The organism is Shewanella youngdeokensis, assembly GCF_033180165.1.
GTDB lineage: Bacteria > Pseudomonadota > Gammaproteobacteria > Enterobacterales > Shewanellaceae > Shewanella > Shewanella youngdeokensis.
On sequence record NZ_CP136522.1, the window covers coordinates 3892105 to 3910686 of the forward strand.

General features: G+C 45.1%; 16 protein-coding genes and 1 pseudogene. 12 read left to right on the forward strand and 5 right to left on the reverse strand.

Going from position 1 to position 18582, the window contains the following annotated elements; all coding sequences use genetic code 11:
* Nucleotides 1–138 precede the first annotated feature (138 nt).
* The 4 genes from RGE70_RS16650 (at nucleotide 139) to RGE70_RS16665 (ending at nucleotide 4930) form a co-directional block, all read left to right on the forward strand.
* Nucleotides 139–1221 carry a DcaP family trimeric outer membrane transporter gene (locus RGE70_RS16650; protein WP_310472557.1) on the forward strand — a complete coding sequence of 361 codons (1083 nt, stop codon included), beginning with the start codon at nucleotides 139–141 and terminating at the stop codon, nucleotides 1219–1221.
* A gap of 177 nt (nucleotides 1222–1398) precedes the next feature.
* Nucleotides 1399–2139, forward strand: coding sequence for a cupin domain-containing protein (locus RGE70_RS16655; protein ID WP_310472558.1), 741 nt, complete (start codon nucleotides 1399–1401; stop codon nucleotides 2137–2139).
* Nucleotides 2140–2841: 702 nt separating this feature from the next.
* On the forward strand, nucleotides 2842–3975 hold the full coding sequence (locus tag RGE70_RS16660; protein ID WP_310472559.1) for a hypothetical protein: 1134 nt from the start codon (nucleotides 2842–2844) through the stop codon (nucleotides 3973–3975).
* A gap of 229 nt (nucleotides 3976–4204) precedes the next feature.
* On the forward strand, nucleotides 4205–4930 hold the full coding sequence (locus RGE70_RS16665) for an SOS response-associated peptidase family protein (protein ID WP_310472560.1): 726 nt from the start codon (nucleotides 4205–4207) through the stop codon (nucleotides 4928–4930).
* A 15-nt stretch (nucleotides 4931–4945) separates the two neighbouring features.
* Here RGE70_RS16665 and RGE70_RS16670 read toward each other — a convergent pair whose 3' ends face one another.
* Nucleotides 4946–6013, reverse strand: coding sequence for a phosphotransferase enzyme family protein (locus tag RGE70_RS16670; RefSeq protein ID WP_310472561.1), 1068 nt, complete (start codon nucleotides 6011–6013; stop codon nucleotides 4946–4948).
* An 84-nt stretch (nucleotides 6014–6097) separates the two neighbouring features.
* Nucleotides 6098–6442, reverse strand: a pseudogene (locus tag RGE70_RS16675) (DUF805 domain-containing protein); the annotation flags it as partial.
* A gap of 1012 nt (nucleotides 6443–7454) precedes the next feature.
* Here RGE70_RS16675 and gmk point away from each other — a divergent pair.
* The 8 genes from gmk (at nucleotide 7455) to RGE70_RS16715 (ending at nucleotide 16963) form a co-directional block, all read left to right on the forward strand.
* On the forward strand, nucleotides 7455–8078 hold the full coding sequence (gene gmk, locus RGE70_RS16680; protein WP_310472563.1) for a guanylate kinase: 624 nt from the start codon (nucleotides 7455–7457) through the stop codon (nucleotides 8076–8078).
* A gap of 61 nt (nucleotides 8079–8139) precedes the next feature.
* Nucleotides 8140–8421 carry a DNA-directed RNA polymerase subunit omega gene (gene rpoZ, locus RGE70_RS16685; RefSeq protein ID WP_310472564.1) on the forward strand — a complete coding sequence of 94 codons (282 nt, stop codon included), beginning with the start codon at nucleotides 8140–8142 and terminating at the stop codon, nucleotides 8419–8421.
* 13 nt (nucleotides 8422–8434) lie between these two features.
* The gene (spoT, locus tag RGE70_RS16690) at nucleotides 8435–10540 is read left to right on the forward strand and encodes a bifunctional GTP diphosphokinase/guanosine-3',5'-bis pyrophosphate 3'-pyrophosphohydrolase (protein WP_310472565.1); all 2106 of its coding nucleotides are present in this window, start codon (nucleotides 8435–8437) and stop codon (nucleotides 10538–10540) included.
* 29 nt (nucleotides 10541–10569) lie between these two features.
* Nucleotides 10570–10953 (forward strand): deaminase RidA, encoded by a 384-nt coding sequence (gene ridA, locus RGE70_RS16695; protein WP_310472566.1) that lies wholly within the window; start codon nucleotides 10570–10572, stop codon nucleotides 10951–10953.
* 73 nt (nucleotides 10954–11026) lie between these two features.
* Nucleotides 11027–11713, forward strand: coding sequence for a tRNA (guanosine(18)-2'-O)-methyltransferase TrmH (gene trmH, locus RGE70_RS16700; protein WP_310472567.1), 687 nt, complete (start codon nucleotides 11027–11029; stop codon nucleotides 11711–11713).
* Between the two features lie 249 nt (nucleotides 11714–11962).
* Nucleotides 11963–13618, forward strand: a complete 1656-nt coding sequence (locus RGE70_RS16705; protein ID WP_310472568.1) for an AMP-binding protein — start codon at nucleotides 11963–11965, stop codon at nucleotides 13616–13618.
* Nucleotides 13619–13877: 259 nt separating this feature from the next.
* The gene (gene recG / locus RGE70_RS16710) at nucleotides 13878–15953 is read left to right on the forward strand and encodes an ATP-dependent DNA helicase RecG (protein ID WP_310472569.1); all 2076 of its coding nucleotides are present in this window, start codon (nucleotides 13878–13880) and stop codon (nucleotides 15951–15953) included.
* A gap of 137 nt (nucleotides 15954–16090) precedes the next feature.
* A complete protein-coding gene (locus RGE70_RS16715) occupies nucleotides 16091–16963 on the forward strand; it encodes a DUF3014 domain-containing protein (protein WP_310472570.1) in 873 nt (290 codons plus the stop codon).
* Nucleotides 16964–17067: 104 nt separating this feature from the next.
* Here the strand turns inward: RGE70_RS16715 and RGE70_RS16720 are convergent, their stop codons facing one another.
* The 3 genes from RGE70_RS16720 to RGE70_RS16730 all read right to left on the reverse strand — a co-directional run bounded on the left by RGE70_RS16720 (nucleotide 17068) and on the right by RGE70_RS16730 (nucleotide 18574).
* Nucleotides 17068–17283 (reverse strand): hotdog family protein, encoded by a 216-nt coding sequence (locus tag RGE70_RS16720; RefSeq protein WP_310472571.1) that lies wholly within the window; start codon nucleotides 17281–17283, stop codon nucleotides 17068–17070.
* A 216-nt stretch (nucleotides 17284–17499) separates the two neighbouring features.
* Entirely contained in the window at nucleotides 17500–17937 is a 438-nt protein-coding gene (gene dtd / locus RGE70_RS16725; RefSeq protein ID WP_310472572.1) for a D-aminoacyl-tRNA deacylase, read from the reverse strand.
* A gap of 67 nt (nucleotides 17938–18004) precedes the next feature.
* Nucleotides 18005–18574: a hypothetical protein gene (locus tag RGE70_RS16730; protein WP_310472573.1), complete on the reverse strand. Its 570-nt coding sequence runs from the start codon at nucleotides 18572–18574 to the stop codon at nucleotides 18005–18007.
* Nucleotides 18575–18582: the final 8 nt, after the last annotated feature.

Below are 18582 nucleotides of genomic sequence, written 5' to 3' on the forward strand. Positions count from 1 at the left end.
AAAGGAAGTTTTGCTTTTGCCTACCAACACTCTTTATCGAACCAAGTTAAATACCGCTCTGGTACCAATATCAATAATTTCCGCAAACTTAAGTGACCAGCTCCTTAAAGGAAATCACGGCCTACCAACAAGAAGATTATGACATCAACAACTAAACTTGCCGCTGTACTTTGTATGCTTGCCATAGGAGCTGCGCCCTTATCAGCCAGCGAGTTTCACTTTGGTGGTTTCATCAAAGCAAACGCTCGTCACATTGATGGCAATATCGCATTTCAAGATAGCTGGACCGGCGGCGGCAGTGTTACAGACCCAGCTAAACGTAGCCAATTTAGTGCAACAGAAAGCCGCTTGAATATTGGCGTAACACATGGAGGTGTAAAAGGATTTATCGAAGTTGACTTTGCAGGTTCATCACAAGGCAATGCGATTATTTCTAATTCGTATAGCCCACGCCTAAGGCATGCTTTTATAAAGCACCAAGAAGTCACAGTAGGGCAAACCTGGTCAACGTTGGTCAATACCAGCACCTTTGCTGAGACGGCTGATTTAGGCGGGCCATTAGTAGGGCAAGCCATGGTTCGCCAGGCATTGGTCCGTTATCAATCGGAGCATTGGCAATTTGCACTTGAAAACCCTTATACCTACGGCACTCAAACTTTAAGTGACACGGCAAAAACAACCGGATTTGAGTGGATAGATACTAGCAACGATTACGTGCCCGACGCCATTCTCCGCTTCGACCAACAAGGTGATTGGGGTAATGTTTCTGTGGCTAGTTTACTGCGCTATTTAGATCCTAGCTCTAGTGCGAAACTAGCAGTTGGTGTTTCGGTCGCAGCTAAATTACGGACGTTTGGCAAAGACGATTTACGAATTCAATTGCACTACGGCAATTTGGGGCGTTACGTTGGCACTGATGCTGCTCGAGATATTGTCAACGGCAAAGTTGAAACAACCACTTCAGCCATGTTTGCATACCGTCATTTCTGGACCGAACGCACTCGCTCAAGCTTGTTTTATGGTCGTACCGTCACTGAAGTAGAGCAAACTGATCGTGCTCATATCGGTGCCAACATCTTTACGAATCTAACCCCTGCATTAGCCCTCGGACTCGAGCTTGGACGCTATCAAATTAATGATGATTTATCCGCATACACTCTACAACCCGTGGCTCAAGGGGCGTCAAATTACGCACAATTAAGTTTGCAATTCCACCTTTGAATAGACATCAAAGAAAACAATATTCGCGACCCTGCTCACGAATAAGTTTGTTACTCAAAACGCGGCGTGATCCAATTCAAACTTACACAGTAACAATCGCATTATTGTTAGTTCAAGCCCGCTTAAACGAGCACAATATCGCAGCGAAAGCTGCATTAGCTAAGAACAGGAATAAGAATGATTAAATTAAAAATGATTGTCGGCATAGCGGCAGTGACTTCAACAGTGGCCATGGCTGCCGGCCCACAATGCGACCACGCACAGCTGCCTTACCAGCAAATGACGCCTGTTCCATACGACAGCACTCCTTATGCTCCACAAGACACTATGCCAGTGCAATGCAGCAACCCAGAAGTTGAAGCTTATATTGCAGATTGGGAAGCAGGGAAAATTGACTTCAATAGTATCAAATCAAACAGCAGCATCGCTTCTGACCAGCAGTTCTGTAAATCACTGGATGACGACGGAAACGTACTAGAGATCCAAGACTGTGATAAGTCTAAATCACCAGTTGGCTACATTTGGAAAGAACTATCAGACAGCCCTACCGTTATTGGTATCACAGATGGTGGAAAATCAGATCACGCACCGCACTTCCATGGTCAGCCAGAGTGTTATTACGTTGTCACGGGTGAAAGCCAAACTTTGGCACAAAACAAGTTCCAAAAATTGGCTCTTGGCCAATACTTTTATATCCCAGGTGCAACCATTCACAATACGCCAATCATGACCGATAAAGGCTTAGGAGTCATGTACTGGTACCCGAATAATGCGCATTTCGATGGTTTCAAATACTACTGGCGTAAAGATGTTCAAAATTTACGAGTGGCAGAAGAAGCGTTTGACCGTGTCGATGAGATCCGTAAGCGTGATCTAAACTTAGGTCCATACGGTACGAACCAACAAGTATTCAAATAATCATTTATTAACCATAAGTAAAACTGACAAATATTAAGCATAAAGGGCGCATTCGCGCCCTTTATGCTTAGGTTCAATTAATGGCCTTAAGTCGCGCAAAACTTAGGCCAAGCTTTGGCACTAAAATCATTTGCTATCACAGGTAAATACAGGGCTTTGACGATTCTTTACGCGGTAACACCATTAAAAAATACCTAATTAGTTAATTTTGTGAACCTGCTCACCCGAACATAACTGCAGTAGTGAGCAAGTGCATATAGAATTAGCGCCGCATTTATTAGCCCTCATTCATTCTACGTATTGCCACCCAACAATCACCATAATCCTAGCAATTGCTTTGGGCTGGATTTTTATTGTTGAAATATTGGAGTTCAACCTCCTATAGCCACGTAGCGAGCCATCGAAAGGGAACGCTTTTAAAGCAGCGTTTATCCGTTCAACTCGGCTAAAAACTGACTCAAACGATAACAATAAACAAGTCCATATAGACTCACTAGCCACGGCTTAGTTAGCATTTTGGTCACCCAATGACTGCCGTTTAACAGCCCATCTAAACGCCCGATACTTCTATCGCCAACGGCACAAAGGCGTTGCCTACAGGATATTACAAATGATAAGTGGCGGTATTTAATACCACTGCAAAAGCACAGCTCAAACTTAATAAAAAGTTTGAAAAAAAGTCTAATAATAGACAAAGGATAAATGATGAAACAAAGAACTCGGTTTACGTTGTCGGTTGTCGCTACGGCTATCGCACTTTCAGGCTCTACTGCCTTTGCTACCGAGCAAGAAGACGGTATTAAAATTGGCGGCGCTGTCAGAGTTAACTACGCGTATAAAGAGTACAGCGAAGCTTCTAAAGATAAAGGCGGCGACTTTAACTTTGATATCGCTTCAATCACGTTTAATGGCAAGCAAGGTGATTGGGGGCTATCAGCTGATTACCGCTTCACATCTAGCACTAACTACGTAAAGTCAGGCTATGGCTTCTATGACGTAAACCCTGAGTGGCAAGTACAGCTGGGCATTACTAAAGTGCCTTTTGGTAACCCTGGTTTTATTTCAAACAGCTTTTGGTTTGGCCTGCCTTACTACCTCGGTTTTGAAGATGATCATGACGCTGGTGTAAAAGCGGTTTTTGAAAAGCACGGCTGGCAGACTGATTTAGCATTCTTTAAAGGAGCTGAGTACGGCCCAACAGAAAACAAACGTTACGCTACCGACCTGTACACCGGCACCATTAATGGTACCGAGTACAATAACGAAGAAACCAACCAAATTAACATTCGTCAAACATACACAGCCACACACAATGGCGGCGAGACGACTTTTGGTGGCTCAGTACAATTAGGGCAGATCTATAACAACAAAACCGGTAATAACGGCGACCGTTATGCCATAGCGTTGCATTTAGACAGCAGTTACAAAGACTGGAACCTACAACTACAAGCGCTGCAATACGAATACGATGCCGCAGACTCAGCTGATCAGAATAAAATTGGAGTGTCAGTTGTAAGCTGGCAGTACGAGATTGCCTCAAAAGGCCAATCGTACAGCGCTAACCTAGCCAAAACTTTCAGCACTGATTGGGGTAGCGTTAAGTGCTACAACGACTTTGGTTTAATGACGCCTGATGTTGATGACGACAGTTATGACAACAGCATGCAAAACGTAACAGGCTGTGCCATTGCATCAGGGCCAACTTACACCATGATTGACTTTGTTATGGGTAAAAACATGACCTTCTCTACCGCCAATAACGACCACATTGGCCTACCAGAAGCTGGCGATGATTGGGATCGACGCATCAACATAAACTTTGGTTACTACTTTTAAATCCGTTGTTTTGATTAGTCGTTAATACCATTGCCTAAGCCCTCTAACGAGGGCTTTTTTATTTGCTATCCACTGTATGTTGCCCAGCCTACCAACGCAAGCCGTCACTATGCGCTGCGATACCAGTCATATATCAACATATCGCTAAATACTATAGCCACACCAGCATACATCACTTAGGATAAACCTTGGCTTTATGCATTTTAGGCGACCACTAAGCGAGGGAGTTATGTGCGGCAGATTAAACATGATTGATGACATGTTTGTACAGATATTGATGGAAGACCTACGCATCAATAATCGCGACGATATGCGCTATTCTCGCTTTAAAATGCCAACGAATGAAATCAGCATTGTTCGCGAGTTTGATGGCGAACGATTTTTGCAAACGGCCTCTTGGTGGCTCTTGCAACAAACCACTTATGATGGCTTTAAGCCGAGTCGTTTCACCTCATTTAATACCCGTTCAGATAAATTAAACCAGCCAGGCAGTGCTGGTTATCAAGCCTTTAGAGAAAGCCGCTGCATTGTGATTGCGAAAGGTTTTGGTGAAACAAAAAAGCGCGGCGGTCAACCTGTTTACCATGACCTGGTAGCCAATAATGCCGCAATTGCATTGGGGGGACTATATCGTGAATGGCTACATCCAAGAACCGGTGACACTTATACATCTTGCTCCATCATTACTAACGCGCCTCACCCCGACTTAATGCCATATCATAGTAAGGCCAGCCCATTAATTTTACCGCAAGATCACTCAACACTGGATGCTTGGCTAAGCCCAAACAACCAACAAGTCGACATGTTTGAAACACTATTAACACCAGCTCTGAGGCATGATTTCAGCGTTTTTCAGATCGATAAGCCCAGCCAATATAATCCGGTAGGTCAAACCTTAACACTGAGCCCAAATGATTTTTTAGCCCGCCAACAACATACATCTCAGCCGCAATAACGAGCATGGTTGCCGCTATTTAAGGTAGGTACTCAAATGGTCTTGTTGCTCAAGTAAACTTTGATACAGCGTAAACTGATTCGCGGCTCGCTCAAGATTGTGGCCTTGATGGTTAACCGGAAAATACACATCACCATTAAGGTGATCAGTTAAAAAGCGGATACCAATCATTAGGCACATTACTTTAGCGCCGAGCCACAAACTTTGCCGCTCAAGTGGAGACAAGCTCGCCCCTAACTCGCTTAAATACCCCTGACAAATAGCAGCAAAAATCGGTTCACGCACATGCACCTGATCAAGCGCAGTAGAGTCTTCTGCTTCTGGGCTACAAAAAGTACGCACCATATCGCCAAAGTCATACATCAGGTAGCCTTTCATGCAGGTATCAAGGTCAATAATGGCCAAGCTACTCATGTCTCGCTTATCAAATAACATATTGTTAATTTTGGTGTCGTTATGGCAAATACGCAAAGGCAGTTGCGCTTCTACTTGCTTAAGTTGCTGTAGTAACTCCGTTTGCCCAAGCGCTAAATCAACCCATTGCTGGCACCCTTGTAAACGCTGCGGATGACTTTGCGCTACCGCTGCGACCAGCTGGTCGATACGTCCCGGCAAATGATGGAATTGAGGGATCACGTCGTCTATTGATTCTGCGCTTAAGTCACTTAACGATACCGCAAAGTGACCAAATGCCTTAGCGGCAATTTCAGCTTCAACAACGCTGTTAACCACCTCAACGGTGTGGCTAAAGGGAAGATAATTTATCGCCCGCCAAAAACCCTGCTCACCCAAGTCGAGAAATAACTCTCCGGCTTGAGTGCGCTCAGGAGCGACGACTTGTAGCCTATAGGCGTTAGCCTCGCTTTTAGCAATAAGGTGACGACTGATTTTATAAGCATTATTGAGCATTGCAGCAGGGCGCGGAAACACGTCGGTATTAATTTGTTGTAACACCAATTGGCCTGCAGGCCAGCGCACGAGAAAAGTCTGGTTAATATGACCTTGTCCTAACCGTGTAACCTTAACATTTTCCAATACCACATCAAAATAAGGCAACACCTTTGTTATAATAAAATCAACCACCTGCAACTCCTAACAAACTACCAAAACATACAAGATGATGTTCGCATTTCATCGCAATATAAACCAAACCTAAGCGACTATCGATTATAAGTAAGCGGAAAATTCACCAACTTTAGCAAGTGCCGCCTGACTACCTTTAAGGCTAAATTTATAGCCGCACAAACTAACGCTTCCACGACGAGCCATGTCTACAATAATGGCTTTAGTATCAAGCGGAGAAAAACGCGCCTCAGTGCCAGTGTCGGCTAATAAATCCACCACGACCGGTCGATACTGAGTGCCATTGTTAAACGCTAATGTCGAGCAACTTTTGTCGCCCTTAGCTGTCGCTAAAGACCATAAGTTTGCCGGAGCACCTCGCTCGCCCAACCACCTTACAATTAAAACGTCATCTTCAAGCGCCAAACTAAATCCGTCAGGCAACGTGGTGATCTTGCGCGGCACCACTGCAGGCGCTGGATGTTCAATATCTGCTTGTTCCTGTTCAGCCACATAGGTTTGATCAGGAGCAAGCGAGTAAACACTCAGCACTAACATTACCAAAATCAATGCACCGCTTACGCCAAATGTATTTTTAGGGTTGTTTATTACCCACCGCTGTAGCGCTAACAAGGTGCCGTGCCCTTGTTGCTGCCGCGGTGACGTAGTATTTGCCTGCGGCGCCGTTGACGCTCCGTCATGGTGCTGAGCATCTTCAGCTGGTTTATTTAGGTCAAGCGTTGGCTCAACGCGAGCTCGCGTATTACGGGTCGACCGGGCAGGTATTTTAATCGGTCCAGAATAGCCCTGCTGGTATTGAGTCACTGCCGCCGCAGGTAAAATAGCCACGTAGGCAGTACAAATCGCCGCAAGCAACAGCGATGTAACTAACAACATTGAACTAGAAATATGCACCAGTGTCAGGGTCACCAACAGTAACGGAACCAACACTAGCGCAGAAAGTCGCACCGATTTTTCAGCATCACGCAATCGACGTAAACAAGAAAAACCTACTACTGGCGAGAGCAGTAAGCCCACAATATATAAAAAGGAAGTCGCGCCTAAAACCAATCCTGCCAATAATAAAATCAAATAAGTCAGCCCGCTGATGATGGCGAACCGCTGGCCGTTATCGCGACCGTTCAAACAAAAAAGTGCCGTAAACTGCATGACTTGCTATACCTATCTTGCTAATGAAAGAAACCAAAAAGCACACAAGGTGCCCCAAAACATGACAAACCCTGCTTTATGCTGAGGCAACAACATAAAACGAACCAGATAGACTACCCAATTTGCCTGTAGATGTCTGTGATTTAAGCGTCTACAGCTATAATTTTGCTCACTTAAAGTCATTGAACAATAAAATTTAATTGTCCTTTGTCGTCTTAACTAGCGTAAATATCGCTCTAGGCTGTATAATGTCGCGCTAAATCTTTTTACTAAAGCATCGGATACGCAACTCATGACTGCTCGCGGAAACCTATTTATCGTCTCAGCGCCCAGTGGCGCAGGTAAATCATCACTTATCTCAGCCCTATTAAAAGACAAGCCGGCAGATAAGCAAGTGTCAGTGTCGCATACTACCCGTCAGCCTCGTCCAGGTGAAGTGAATGGTCAGCATTATCACTATGTCACTCAAGATGAATTTAAACAGCTTATTGCTGATGATGCTTTTTTTGAGTGGGCTGAAGTTTTTGGTAACTATTACGGCACCTCTCGAGTGACCATTGAGCAAACACTCGCTAACGGTATTGACGTTTTTCTTGATATCGACTGGCAAGGCGCTCAGCAAGTTAAAAAAATCATGCCTGAAGCAATCGGCATTTTTATCTTGCCGCCATCAAGAACCGAACTAGAAAACCGCCTGACTGGCCGCGGACAAGATAACCAAGAAGTAATCGCTAGCCGCATGGCACAAGCAGCTTCAGAGATGTCACACTATAATGAATATGACTTTATCCTAGTCAATGACGATTTCGACAAAGCACAGGCTGATTTATTAGCTATCATTCGTAGTCAAAGACTAACCTCTGCTAGCCAAATTCATACGCAAAATGATATGATAAAAGATCTGTTGGCAGACTAACTGTCTTCATGTACAATTTTGCGTCATTTTTTCAATCAATAAACCACTGGAGTTTCCAAACATGGCTCGCGTAACTGTAGAAGATGCCGTCAACAAAATCGGCAACCGTTTTGATATGATTTTGGTTGCAGCGCGTCGTGCTCGCCAAATCGCTGTGCAGGGTAAAGACCCTATGGTTGAAGAAGAGAACGACAAGCCAACGGTTATCGCCTTGCGCGAAATCGAACTAGGTTTAGTCACAGCTGATACTTTGGATGCCGATGAGCGCCAAACAGTTCGTGAACGTGAAGCAGCTGAAATTGCTGCAGTTGCTGCCATCGCTGAAGGCCGTAACGCTTTATAAGGAGTAGAGCCACTTGTATCTGTTTGAAGGTCTAAAAGAGTCTGCTTCAGGTTATTTAGAACCTGAACAGGTAGAATTACTCAAGCAGGCCTATCAGGTGGCGCGCGATGCCCATGAAGGTCAAATGCGCACGAGTGGCGAACCTTATATTACCCACCCAGTTGCGGTTGCCCGCATCTTGGCCGATATGCGTCTCGATCATGAGACGCTTATGGCCGCTATTCTGCACGACACTATCGAAGATACCCCCGTTACCAAAGAGGAACTTGCTGAAAAATTCAGTGAGACCATTGCCGAACTGGTGGAAGGCGTATCTAAGCTAGACAAACTAAAATTCCGTGACAAGAAAGAAGCTCAGGCCGAAAACTTTCGCAAAATGATGATGGCGATGACGCAAGATATTCGCGTTATCTTAATCAAACTTGCCGATAGAACCCATAACATGCGCACCCTAGGTGCTTTGCGACCTGATAAGCGCCGTCGTATTGCCCGTGAAACGCTCGAAATATACGCTCCAATCGCTAACCGTCTTGGTATACACAATATTAAGAGCGAGTTAGAGGATCTAGGCTTTCAAGCGTATTATCCAATGCGTTATCGTGTTTTGAAAGAAGTGGTTAAAGCCGCTAGGGGTAATCGTAAAGAGCTTATTCAAAGTATCGAAGCTGCCGTTGAAACTCGGCTCCAAGACGCGGGCCTTGAAGGCACGGTCACAGGGCGAGAAAAAAATCTTTACTCCATCTATAACAAGATGCGTAATAAAGAACTGCAGTTTCAAGACGTCATGGATATTTATGCTTTCCGAGTCATCGTTGACTCTATCGACACCTGTTACCGGGTAATGGGCGCCATGCACGGCCTTTATAAGCCGCGTCCGGGTCGATTTAAAGATTATATCGCTATTCCTAAAGCCAACGGCTACCAGTCATTACATACTTCCCTATTTGGGCCTCACGCCGTGCCGGTTGAGATCCAAATACGTACCGATGATATGGACCAAATGGCGGACAAAGGTGTCGCAGCACACTGGGTCTATAAAAAAGGCAGCTCTGAAGAGCAAAGCACAACCACACTCGTGCGAGCCCGCAAATGGATGCAAAGCTTATTAGAGCTACAACAAAGCGCGAGCACCTCTTTTGAGTTTGTAGAAAACTTTAAAACCGAGTTGTTTCCAGAAGAAATTTACGTATTTACACCCGAAGGCCGCATTTTAGAGCTGCCTGTTGGTGCAACCGCCGTCGATTTTGCCTACGAAGTGCATACCGATGTCGGTAACACTTGTGTTGGTGCCCGAGTCAACCGTCAAGCTTACCCGCTAAGTCAGCCACTGATTTCAGGGCAGACGGTCGAAATCATTACCGCTAAAGGTGCACGCCCTAACGCCGCATGGCTCAATTTTGTGGTGACAGGTAAAGCCCGTGCTAAAATTCGTCAGCTACTAAAAAGCCTCAAAGATGAAGACGCCGTTTTGCTCGGCAAACGCTTATTAAACCATGCGTTAGGCGAAACCAAACTTGATGACTTGCCTAAAGAGCAAATCGAAAAAGTGGTCAACGACACCAAACACAACACCCTTGATGAGCTACTGGCTGATATAGGCCTTGGCAATGCCATGAGCATTGTTATCGCCCAGCGTTTACGTGGCGACCAAGTGGTCACCCAAGAACAAAAAGATTCAAACACCATGCCGATCCGTGGCGCTGAAGGCATGCTTGTGACCTTTGCTAACTGTTGCCGCCCAATTCCAGGCGACGCTGTTATTGCGCATGTAAGCCCCGGTAAAGGTTTAGTGGTGCACATGGAAAGCTGTGCCAATATTCGCGGCTACCAAGGTGAGCCTGATAAATATATACCTGTACAGTGGGACAGCGCTGAAGGCGTTGAATACCAAGCAAACTTACGCGTAGAAATCGTTAATCACCAAGGTGCATTAGCTAAAATTACTTCAATCGTTGCCGCAGAAGGTTCTAATATCCATAACTTAACGACAGAAGAACGAGATGGGCGAGTCTTCCTGATTAACCTGCGTATTTCTGTGAGAGACCGGATTCATTTAGCTAACGTGATGCGCCGTATTCGCGTGCTGCCTGAAGTATTGCGAACTTCGCGTAATCGTTAGTTGTATTAACTACAGACCAAGGGAATATCATGGCAGATAAGATCATCATTGCAACAGATAAAGCACCGCAAGCAATTGGCACTTACTCTCAAGCGGTTCGAGTGGGTAGCACCGTATATTTATCAGGCCAGATCCCACTGGATCCTAAAACAATGCAGATGGTTAGCGATGAGTTTGACGCACAAGTTGTACAGGTTTTTGAAAACCTCACTGCCGTTTGTGAAGCTGCAGGTGGTTCGTTGAGTGACATTGTTAAGCTCAACATTTTCATGACTGACTTAAGTCACTTTGCCACTGTAAATGAAATTATGGAACGCTATTTTCAGCAACCTTTCCCTGCACGTGCAGCAATCGGTGTAAAACAGCTTCCGAAAGGCTCGCTGGTAGAAATGGATGGTGTAATGGAAATTTAGTCCATTAAGCCAAAAACGGGGCGCTTCGGCGCCCTTTTTTATTAATAAATAACAATTGTTTGGTCAAAAAGATATGAGTCCTGAACGTTTCGCCCGCATTAACCAAATGCTAGACAATCGCCAACCCGATCTCACTTTGTGCTTAGACACGGTTCATAAAAGCAATAACATTGCCGCTGTGATCCGTACCGCAGATGCTGTTGGGATCCATGAAGTTCATGCGGTGTGGAGCGATCTAGAAATGCGGGTATCTGGCAACACAGCATCAGGTAGCCAACAATGGGTAAAAACCCAAGTACACCACACCATGAGCGAGGCGGTTGACGCCTTTCGTCGCCAAGATATGCAGATTATTGCCACGACCTTTTCCGACACCGCCGTCGATTTCCGTGAAATAGATTACACTCGCCCAACGGTGGTTATCTTAGGTAATGAGCGTGATGGCGTTAGTGCTGAAGGCATCGCGGCCGCCGACCAGCATGTAATCATTCCTATGATTGGCATGGTGCAATCATTAAATGTGTCGGTTGCAGGGGCATTAATCATGTATGAAGCGCAGCGACAACGACAAGCCGCAGGAATGTACGGCGACCGCAAACTCGATGAACAGTACTGCCAAACAAAGCTCTTTGAACAAGGCCACCCTATATATGCCAAAGCCTGTCGTCGCAAAAAGCTACCTTACCCAGCGATTGATGAGGCTGGGCAAATCGTAGCTGACGAACAATGGTGGCAAAGAATGCGCGAACCTTCTGAATAACCACCTAATTTAGCAAGTGCTAATCGCAATGGTTAGCACTTTTTTACAGTCCATTGCCTGATTTTCCCCTCAAAAAAGCCTACTTTTGCACTAGAACAAAGACAAATTGTAACGAGCGTTTGAAAAAGTTGTTATAGATCACATTTTTCGCCATACTGAGACTTAGCAGCATCAGCCTACTAAGTGAACAATTAACACCTGTACACCCATTGGCTGAATTGGAATCAATAATATCAATATGGAATTGCAATGGAATCAACAATCAAAACCCCAATTGAAATGCTTGAGCATTGGGTTGAAAAACAGGGCGATAATGTCTATCTAAAGCAACCTATTGACGGTCAATTTAAAAACTTCACCTGGCGTGAAGTGCAAACTCAAATGCAACAAATTGCAGGTGCCCTAAGGCATCTAGGCCTAAATAGAGGCGATAAAGTCGCCATATTTTCTAAAAACTGCGCCGAATGGTTTATTACTGACTTAGCCCTTATGCATGGTGGTTATATCAGTGTACCTATTTACCCAACAGCCAATGCCGACACTATTTGCTACACGCTCGAACACAGCGAATCTAAAGCGATTTTTATTGGCAAACTGGACCACTGGGCTGAGCAAGAGTTAGGAGTTGGCGGCGAGATCCTGCGTTTGGCAATGCCATACGATACCATGCCAGCACAGTACCATTGGGACAAACTACTTACCCTAGGACAACCACTAATTGACGCGCCATTACCCACACTTGAGCAAATCATGACGCTGGTTTACACCTCAGGCTCAACCGGTAAGCCTAAGGGCGCAATTCATACTTTTGCTAGTTATTCTTGGACTTGTAATACCGTAGTCCGTGATTTAAAAACTAACGTCAGTGACAGGTTAATATCGTATTTACCACTTGCCCATATCACCGAGCGAGTCGCAAAAGAGGGCTCATCTTTCTACTCTGGTAGTAGCGTAGCCTTTGTTGAAAGCTTAGATAGCTTTGTTGTTGATGTGCAACGGGCACAGCCAACGGTATTCTTTTCAGTGCCTCGTTTATGGAACCTATTCCAGAAGAAAATCATCGATACCATTGGCGACAGCAGGCTAAACTTGATGCTTAAAGTTCCGATCCTTAGTGGGATTGTTAAACGAAAAATTCATAAAGCACTCGGTCTAGAGCACTGCCATATGCTGGGTTCAGGTTCAGCGCCTATTCCACCGTCACTCATTACTTGGTATCACAAGGTTGGACTCAATATTTCAGAAGCGTGGGGCATGACGGAAAACTGTGCGTACTCAATCATTAACTCTCCCTTCAATGTCAAAAAAATTGGTACCGTTGGCCGCGCTGTAGACGGTTGTGACGTTAAATTGTCCGATGTTGGAGAGCTACTAGTTAAGAGCCCAGGATTAATGCAAGGCTATTACAAACAACCAGAAGAAACGGCAGCGTGCTTTGATAAAGACGGCTATTTTCTTACCGGTGATTTAGCGAATATTGATGAAGATGGTTATGTGTCAATTACAGGCCGAGTGAAAGATAATTTCAAAACCTCAAAAGGTAAATATGTTGCTCCGGTACCAATTGAGCGAAAACTAGCACAAGATCTACATGTTGAAATGATCTGTGTTATTGGTTCTGGCCTACCTCACCCCATTGCACTCGTTCAGTTATCTGAAGGCGGATATTTACAACCAAGAGAAGAGGTTACAACCTCACTTAAAACGACCTTAGATGCGGTAAATCCACATTTAGAGTCGCACGAAACGGTTGATGCTATCGTAGTCGTTACTGAAAAATGGGAAGTCGATAATGATGTGTTAACCCCAACGCTAAAAATCAAACGCCATGTATTAGAGCAAAGATATAGCGAAAGGGTTGATGGGATCCGCGGCGGAAAAATTTGTTGGGAAGACGAACTCTAACGCCGCCTCAACCATACACTAATAAAAAACAGCACACCCTTGGTGTGCTGTTTTTGTTTAACCTGCTGCAACAATACTCAAGTCATCATTTCTTGTTAAGGTCATTGCTCCCTACAGAGTAACCAAAGTCTTATACATCAAACGCAGCTAAACTGGCCAACATAACCATTGCTTAAACCCGCTACACCATCGATAATTTGCGTAAAATTATATCTCTGATAATATATGTATAAATTTACAGTGTTTGAGTGATAAACGTTTGCAAAGACTCGATCTTGTTCCTATCACAGAACTCAAGGGCGTCGCCAAAAAGATGGCCGAGAGATTAGCGAAGCTGGATATAACAACAGTTCAAGATCTGTTGTTTCATCTACCGCTACGCTATGAGGATCGCACTCAAATCTACCCGATCGCCTCACTTTATCCCGGCAGTTACGGTACTATCGAAGCCGTTGTACAGTCTAGCCAAGTGATTCAAGGCCGCAAACGCATGCTGACTTGCACTGTGCAAGATGACACCGGCAGTTTAACGTTGCGTTTTTTCAATTTTTCAGTCGCTCAACGCAATACGCTTGCCCCCGGAGCCGTAGTGCGTGCTTATGGCGAGATCCGTCGTAGTAAACACACGAATGAAATTATTCATCCAGAATACAAACTGGTCTCAGCTGAAGATAATGAACCGATCAGCGACACGTTAACACCGGTATACCCAACAACCGAAGGCCTTAAACAAGCAAGCTGGATAAAACTGACAGAACAAGCACTGTTAATGCTCGCAGCAGGCGGTCTACCAGAGCTATTACCGCCTCACCTTCAGCCCAACCACATGGAATTGAAGCAAGCGCTACAGCTGCTGCACCGTCCCAATAATCAAGTATCACTGTTTGACCTTGAGCAAGGCACACACCCAGCCCAACAACGCCTGATCCAAGAAGAGCTGCTTGCACACAACTTGAGCATGCTGCGCCTACGCCAGCGAACCCGTCGCGATCAAGCCGTCAGCATGTCGGCAACGGGTCAATTGTTAAACCCATTTCTAGCCGCGTTACCTTTCAAACCAACAGGTGCGCAGCAGCGTGTCGTTGCCGACATTACTAGAGACCTCGAAAAAGCCGAACCCATGATGCGCCTAGTCCAAGGTGATGTAGGTTCAGGAAAAACCCTAGTAGCAGCGCTAGCGGCATTACAAGCCATTGAAAGCGGCTATCAAGTTGCCATGATGGCACCAACTGAATTACTGGCAGAACAACACTTAATTAATTTCAACGGCTGGTTTGAGGCACTAGGGCTAAAAGTCGTCTGGTTAGCGGGTAAGCTAAAAGGCAAAGCCAGAACGCAATCTTTAGCCGATATTGAATCAGGGGCAGCCAATATGGTAATTGGCACTCATGCCATATTTCAGGAACAAGTCACATTTAATAAGCTTGCGCTTATCATCATCGATGAGCAGCACCGATTCGGTGTACACCAACGCTTAGGTTTACGAGAAAAAGGAGTCAGCCAAGGCTTTCACCCACATCAGCTGATTATGACCGCTACGCCAATTCCGCGTACATTAGCCATGACAGCATACGCAGACTTAGACACTTCGATTATTGATGAACTCCCCCCAGGTCGGACACCAATAAAAACAGTGGCACTTGCTGATAACCGCCGCGAAGAGGTCATTGAGCGGGTCAGGCAGGCTGCTATGAACAATAACCGGCAAGCGTACTGGGTCTGCACGCTCATTGAAGAGTCTGAAGTATTAGAGTGCCAAGCAGCAGAAGATACCGCACAAGAACTAACACTTGCCCTACCCGAGCTAAAAGTTGGCTTGGTACACGGCCGAATGAAGCCCGCACAGAAGCAGCAAATCATGGCGAGCTTTAAAGCTGGTGAACTGCATCTTCTGGTGGCCACTACGGTCATTGAAGTCGGGGTTGACGTACCTAATGCAAGCCTGATGATTATTGAAAACCCTGAACGCTTAGGTTTGGCGCAGTTGCATCAGCTTAGGGGTCGAGTGGGCCGTGGTGCTGTCGCGAGTCACTGTGTATTGATGTATAAGCCACCTCTTTCTGCCACCGCAACAAAAAGGCTCGGAGTGCTCAGGCAGAGTAACGATGGTTTTGTCATTGCTCAACGCGATTTAGAGATCCGTGGTCCCGGTGAAGTACTCGGTACTAAGCAAACTGGTGTCGCCGACATGAAAATTGCAGATTTAATGCGCGACCAAGCACTCATTCCGCACGTACAGAGACTCGCGCCGCATATTATGCAGCAAGTGCCTGATAGTGTTGATGCAATCATCCAACGTTGGTTAGGCGACCGAGAACAGTTTGTGCAGGCTTAATGTGTGAATTAGGTTTTAGATACAAATTAAATATTCTTAATAGAGACTCAACCTATAGACAAGTGCGTTTAATTTTGCAAAATGGGTTGAGGCTATACTTATTATAATGATCATAAAGCGGTAGCAAAGGAATCAAAATGCAACTCAGTCAAGAAGATAGAATTACACCCCAGGAGAAGTCCTCAGGTACTAATGGCCTCGCTATTATTGCCATTGCCGTTGTGGCGCTTATTTCTGCTGGCGGATATTACTATCTCAGCAGTAATGATAAAAGCGAAGAGCCACAGGTTATTACGCCCGTTGTTGTGCCTGATCCGCTACCAGAGCAACCGCTAGAAACCGTAGCTAATCTACCTGAGCCCGAACCAGAAGTTGTTGAACCTGCAGTTGTAGAGTTACCAGAAGTTACCCCAGAGCCAGAAGCTGAACCGCTACCCACACTGGCAGATAGTGATGCATACATCCATCAAAAAACTATCGATATTGCTGATGGTATGGCGATTGAGCCATTATTAATTGAAGAAAATGTTATCCGTCAATTTGTGGTATTTGTTGATAACTTAGCCCAAGGTGAACTAGCGAGAAAAGTAAGCCCTCTTAAAGCGCCGAATAATCGCTTTACCGTATCCGACATTGCCAATAAAACCTATGTAGACCCAGACAGTTACCATCGCTATGATCTATACGCCGATTTTCTTACTAGCCTCAACGAAGAGCAATTAGCAAAAACGTATAGCGAATTAACACCACTGTTAAACGAAGCTTTTCACGAATTGGGTTATGACAGCACTTCGTTTGACGAAAGAGTTCAAGAAGCGATTGCGGTTATGCTAGGCGCGCCCATTATTGAACAACCAATTGAGCTTGATGGCGTAAGTGTTAATTACCAATTTGTTGACCCTAAATTAGAAGCACTGCCTGATGCACAAAAACTCATGGTGAGAATGGGCCCTGAAAACGCTCGTAAAATCAAAGCTGCACTACGCCGATTACAAAAGCACTTAGACTAGTACTTGCATAAGCATTTATCAGCAAGTCATTTACGGTAAATGACTCATAAAAAAAGGCCTTTAAAGGGCCTTTTTTTTGTTGCAGTTAATCACGCTGTCAGCAGCTAAAATGAGGCGTGATATATACGTGTAACAACGCCTTCAGCATTATCACTACACTTTATTTTGGTAAGCTGACCAAATTGTAACACCGACAAATCAGTTCCTGCACACACGATGGCGGAAATAGGCGCTTCGCTGATTGGCGCTATATAGCGGATCTGAGCACCTGCCAATACGCTAGCCCCCTCGAGTCTGGCTAATTGCAGCAGCCAAGCCATCCCAACTAGCTAAAAAATACTGCCCGCAAACATGGTTCGGTGCAGATCAACATTAGGCTCTAAAGCCGCCGTTACACTAAATTCATGCCATCAAAATAACAGCGGTTCAACCTGCATATATTAACTTATAGAAATAGCTTGATACCACGTTTACTGCAACAATGTGAGTAACTGTTGACGATACACAGGCTCATCATTAGATTTTTCCATTTACAGCTAAACCTGAAAGTTAAACGTTACAGGGCCGTCATTAACCAGCGACACTTTCATGTTGGCACCAAACTCTCCAGTTTGAGTATGCACACCTTTAGAACGACAAAAATCGACAAAGGCTTGGTATAATTCACGAGCTTGCTCAGGCGTTGCCGCACTTGAAAAGCTAGGCCTTAAGCCTCGGCCAGTGTCAGCCGCAAGGGTAAATTGCGACACAACCAATAAGCTGCCACCAACCTGCGATAGATTAAGGTTCATCTTGTCGTTTTCATCGGAGAATAACCGATAACTCATGACCTTAGTCGCAAGCTTTTGCATCTTTGCTAAATCGTCATCACGCTCCACGCCGAGCAACACTAATAAGCCATTATCTATCGCTCCGATGGTAGCACCATCAACGACGACATTGGCCTCACTTACACGTTGAACCAAACCTATCACGCTAAAAATCCTCTATAAAATGGTAACCATACTGGTTAAATTTATTGGCTAAAATTTGTGCCCATACTTAAGCGGCTTTAACCTTGCTCATCACGGGGATCGGTTTAATCACCCCCTTGGAACCTTCTGGCAACGACTGACCGACCCGCAATAGACCTTCATCGGTCCATAAGATAAAGCGACGGATCTCTTCCATGCTAATGGTATCGACAAAAGTTGCCGCACCTTGCACCTGGATCACAGCCCCTTTTTCGCGTACCACAAATTTGGCAAAACTCAGCTTTTGATTCAAAGCGCTGATCATCACCAACATCTCTTTGCTGCCTACATATTTGGGATGAATAGCGTAAAAACGATTCATTAAAATACGGTCAATGCCATCAGGGTTCATGCTCGGCTGCAAAATAAACTCACTGTTAGCAAACTTTACGGCAACCGCCGTAGGACCCGCTTGTGTAGCTAAGTAGCTTTTATTGAGCAATGCCTCTAGTAGCTTACTGGTTGCTGCCTCATTAGATAAACCACCAAGGCTAACGCTTTCAGGCGCCTTAGCAATAACATTGATGTCGTTAGTATTTTGAGTCGTCGCGCATGCGCTTAGCGATAACATCACGCCAGCTAGAATTAATTTTTTCATTAACCATC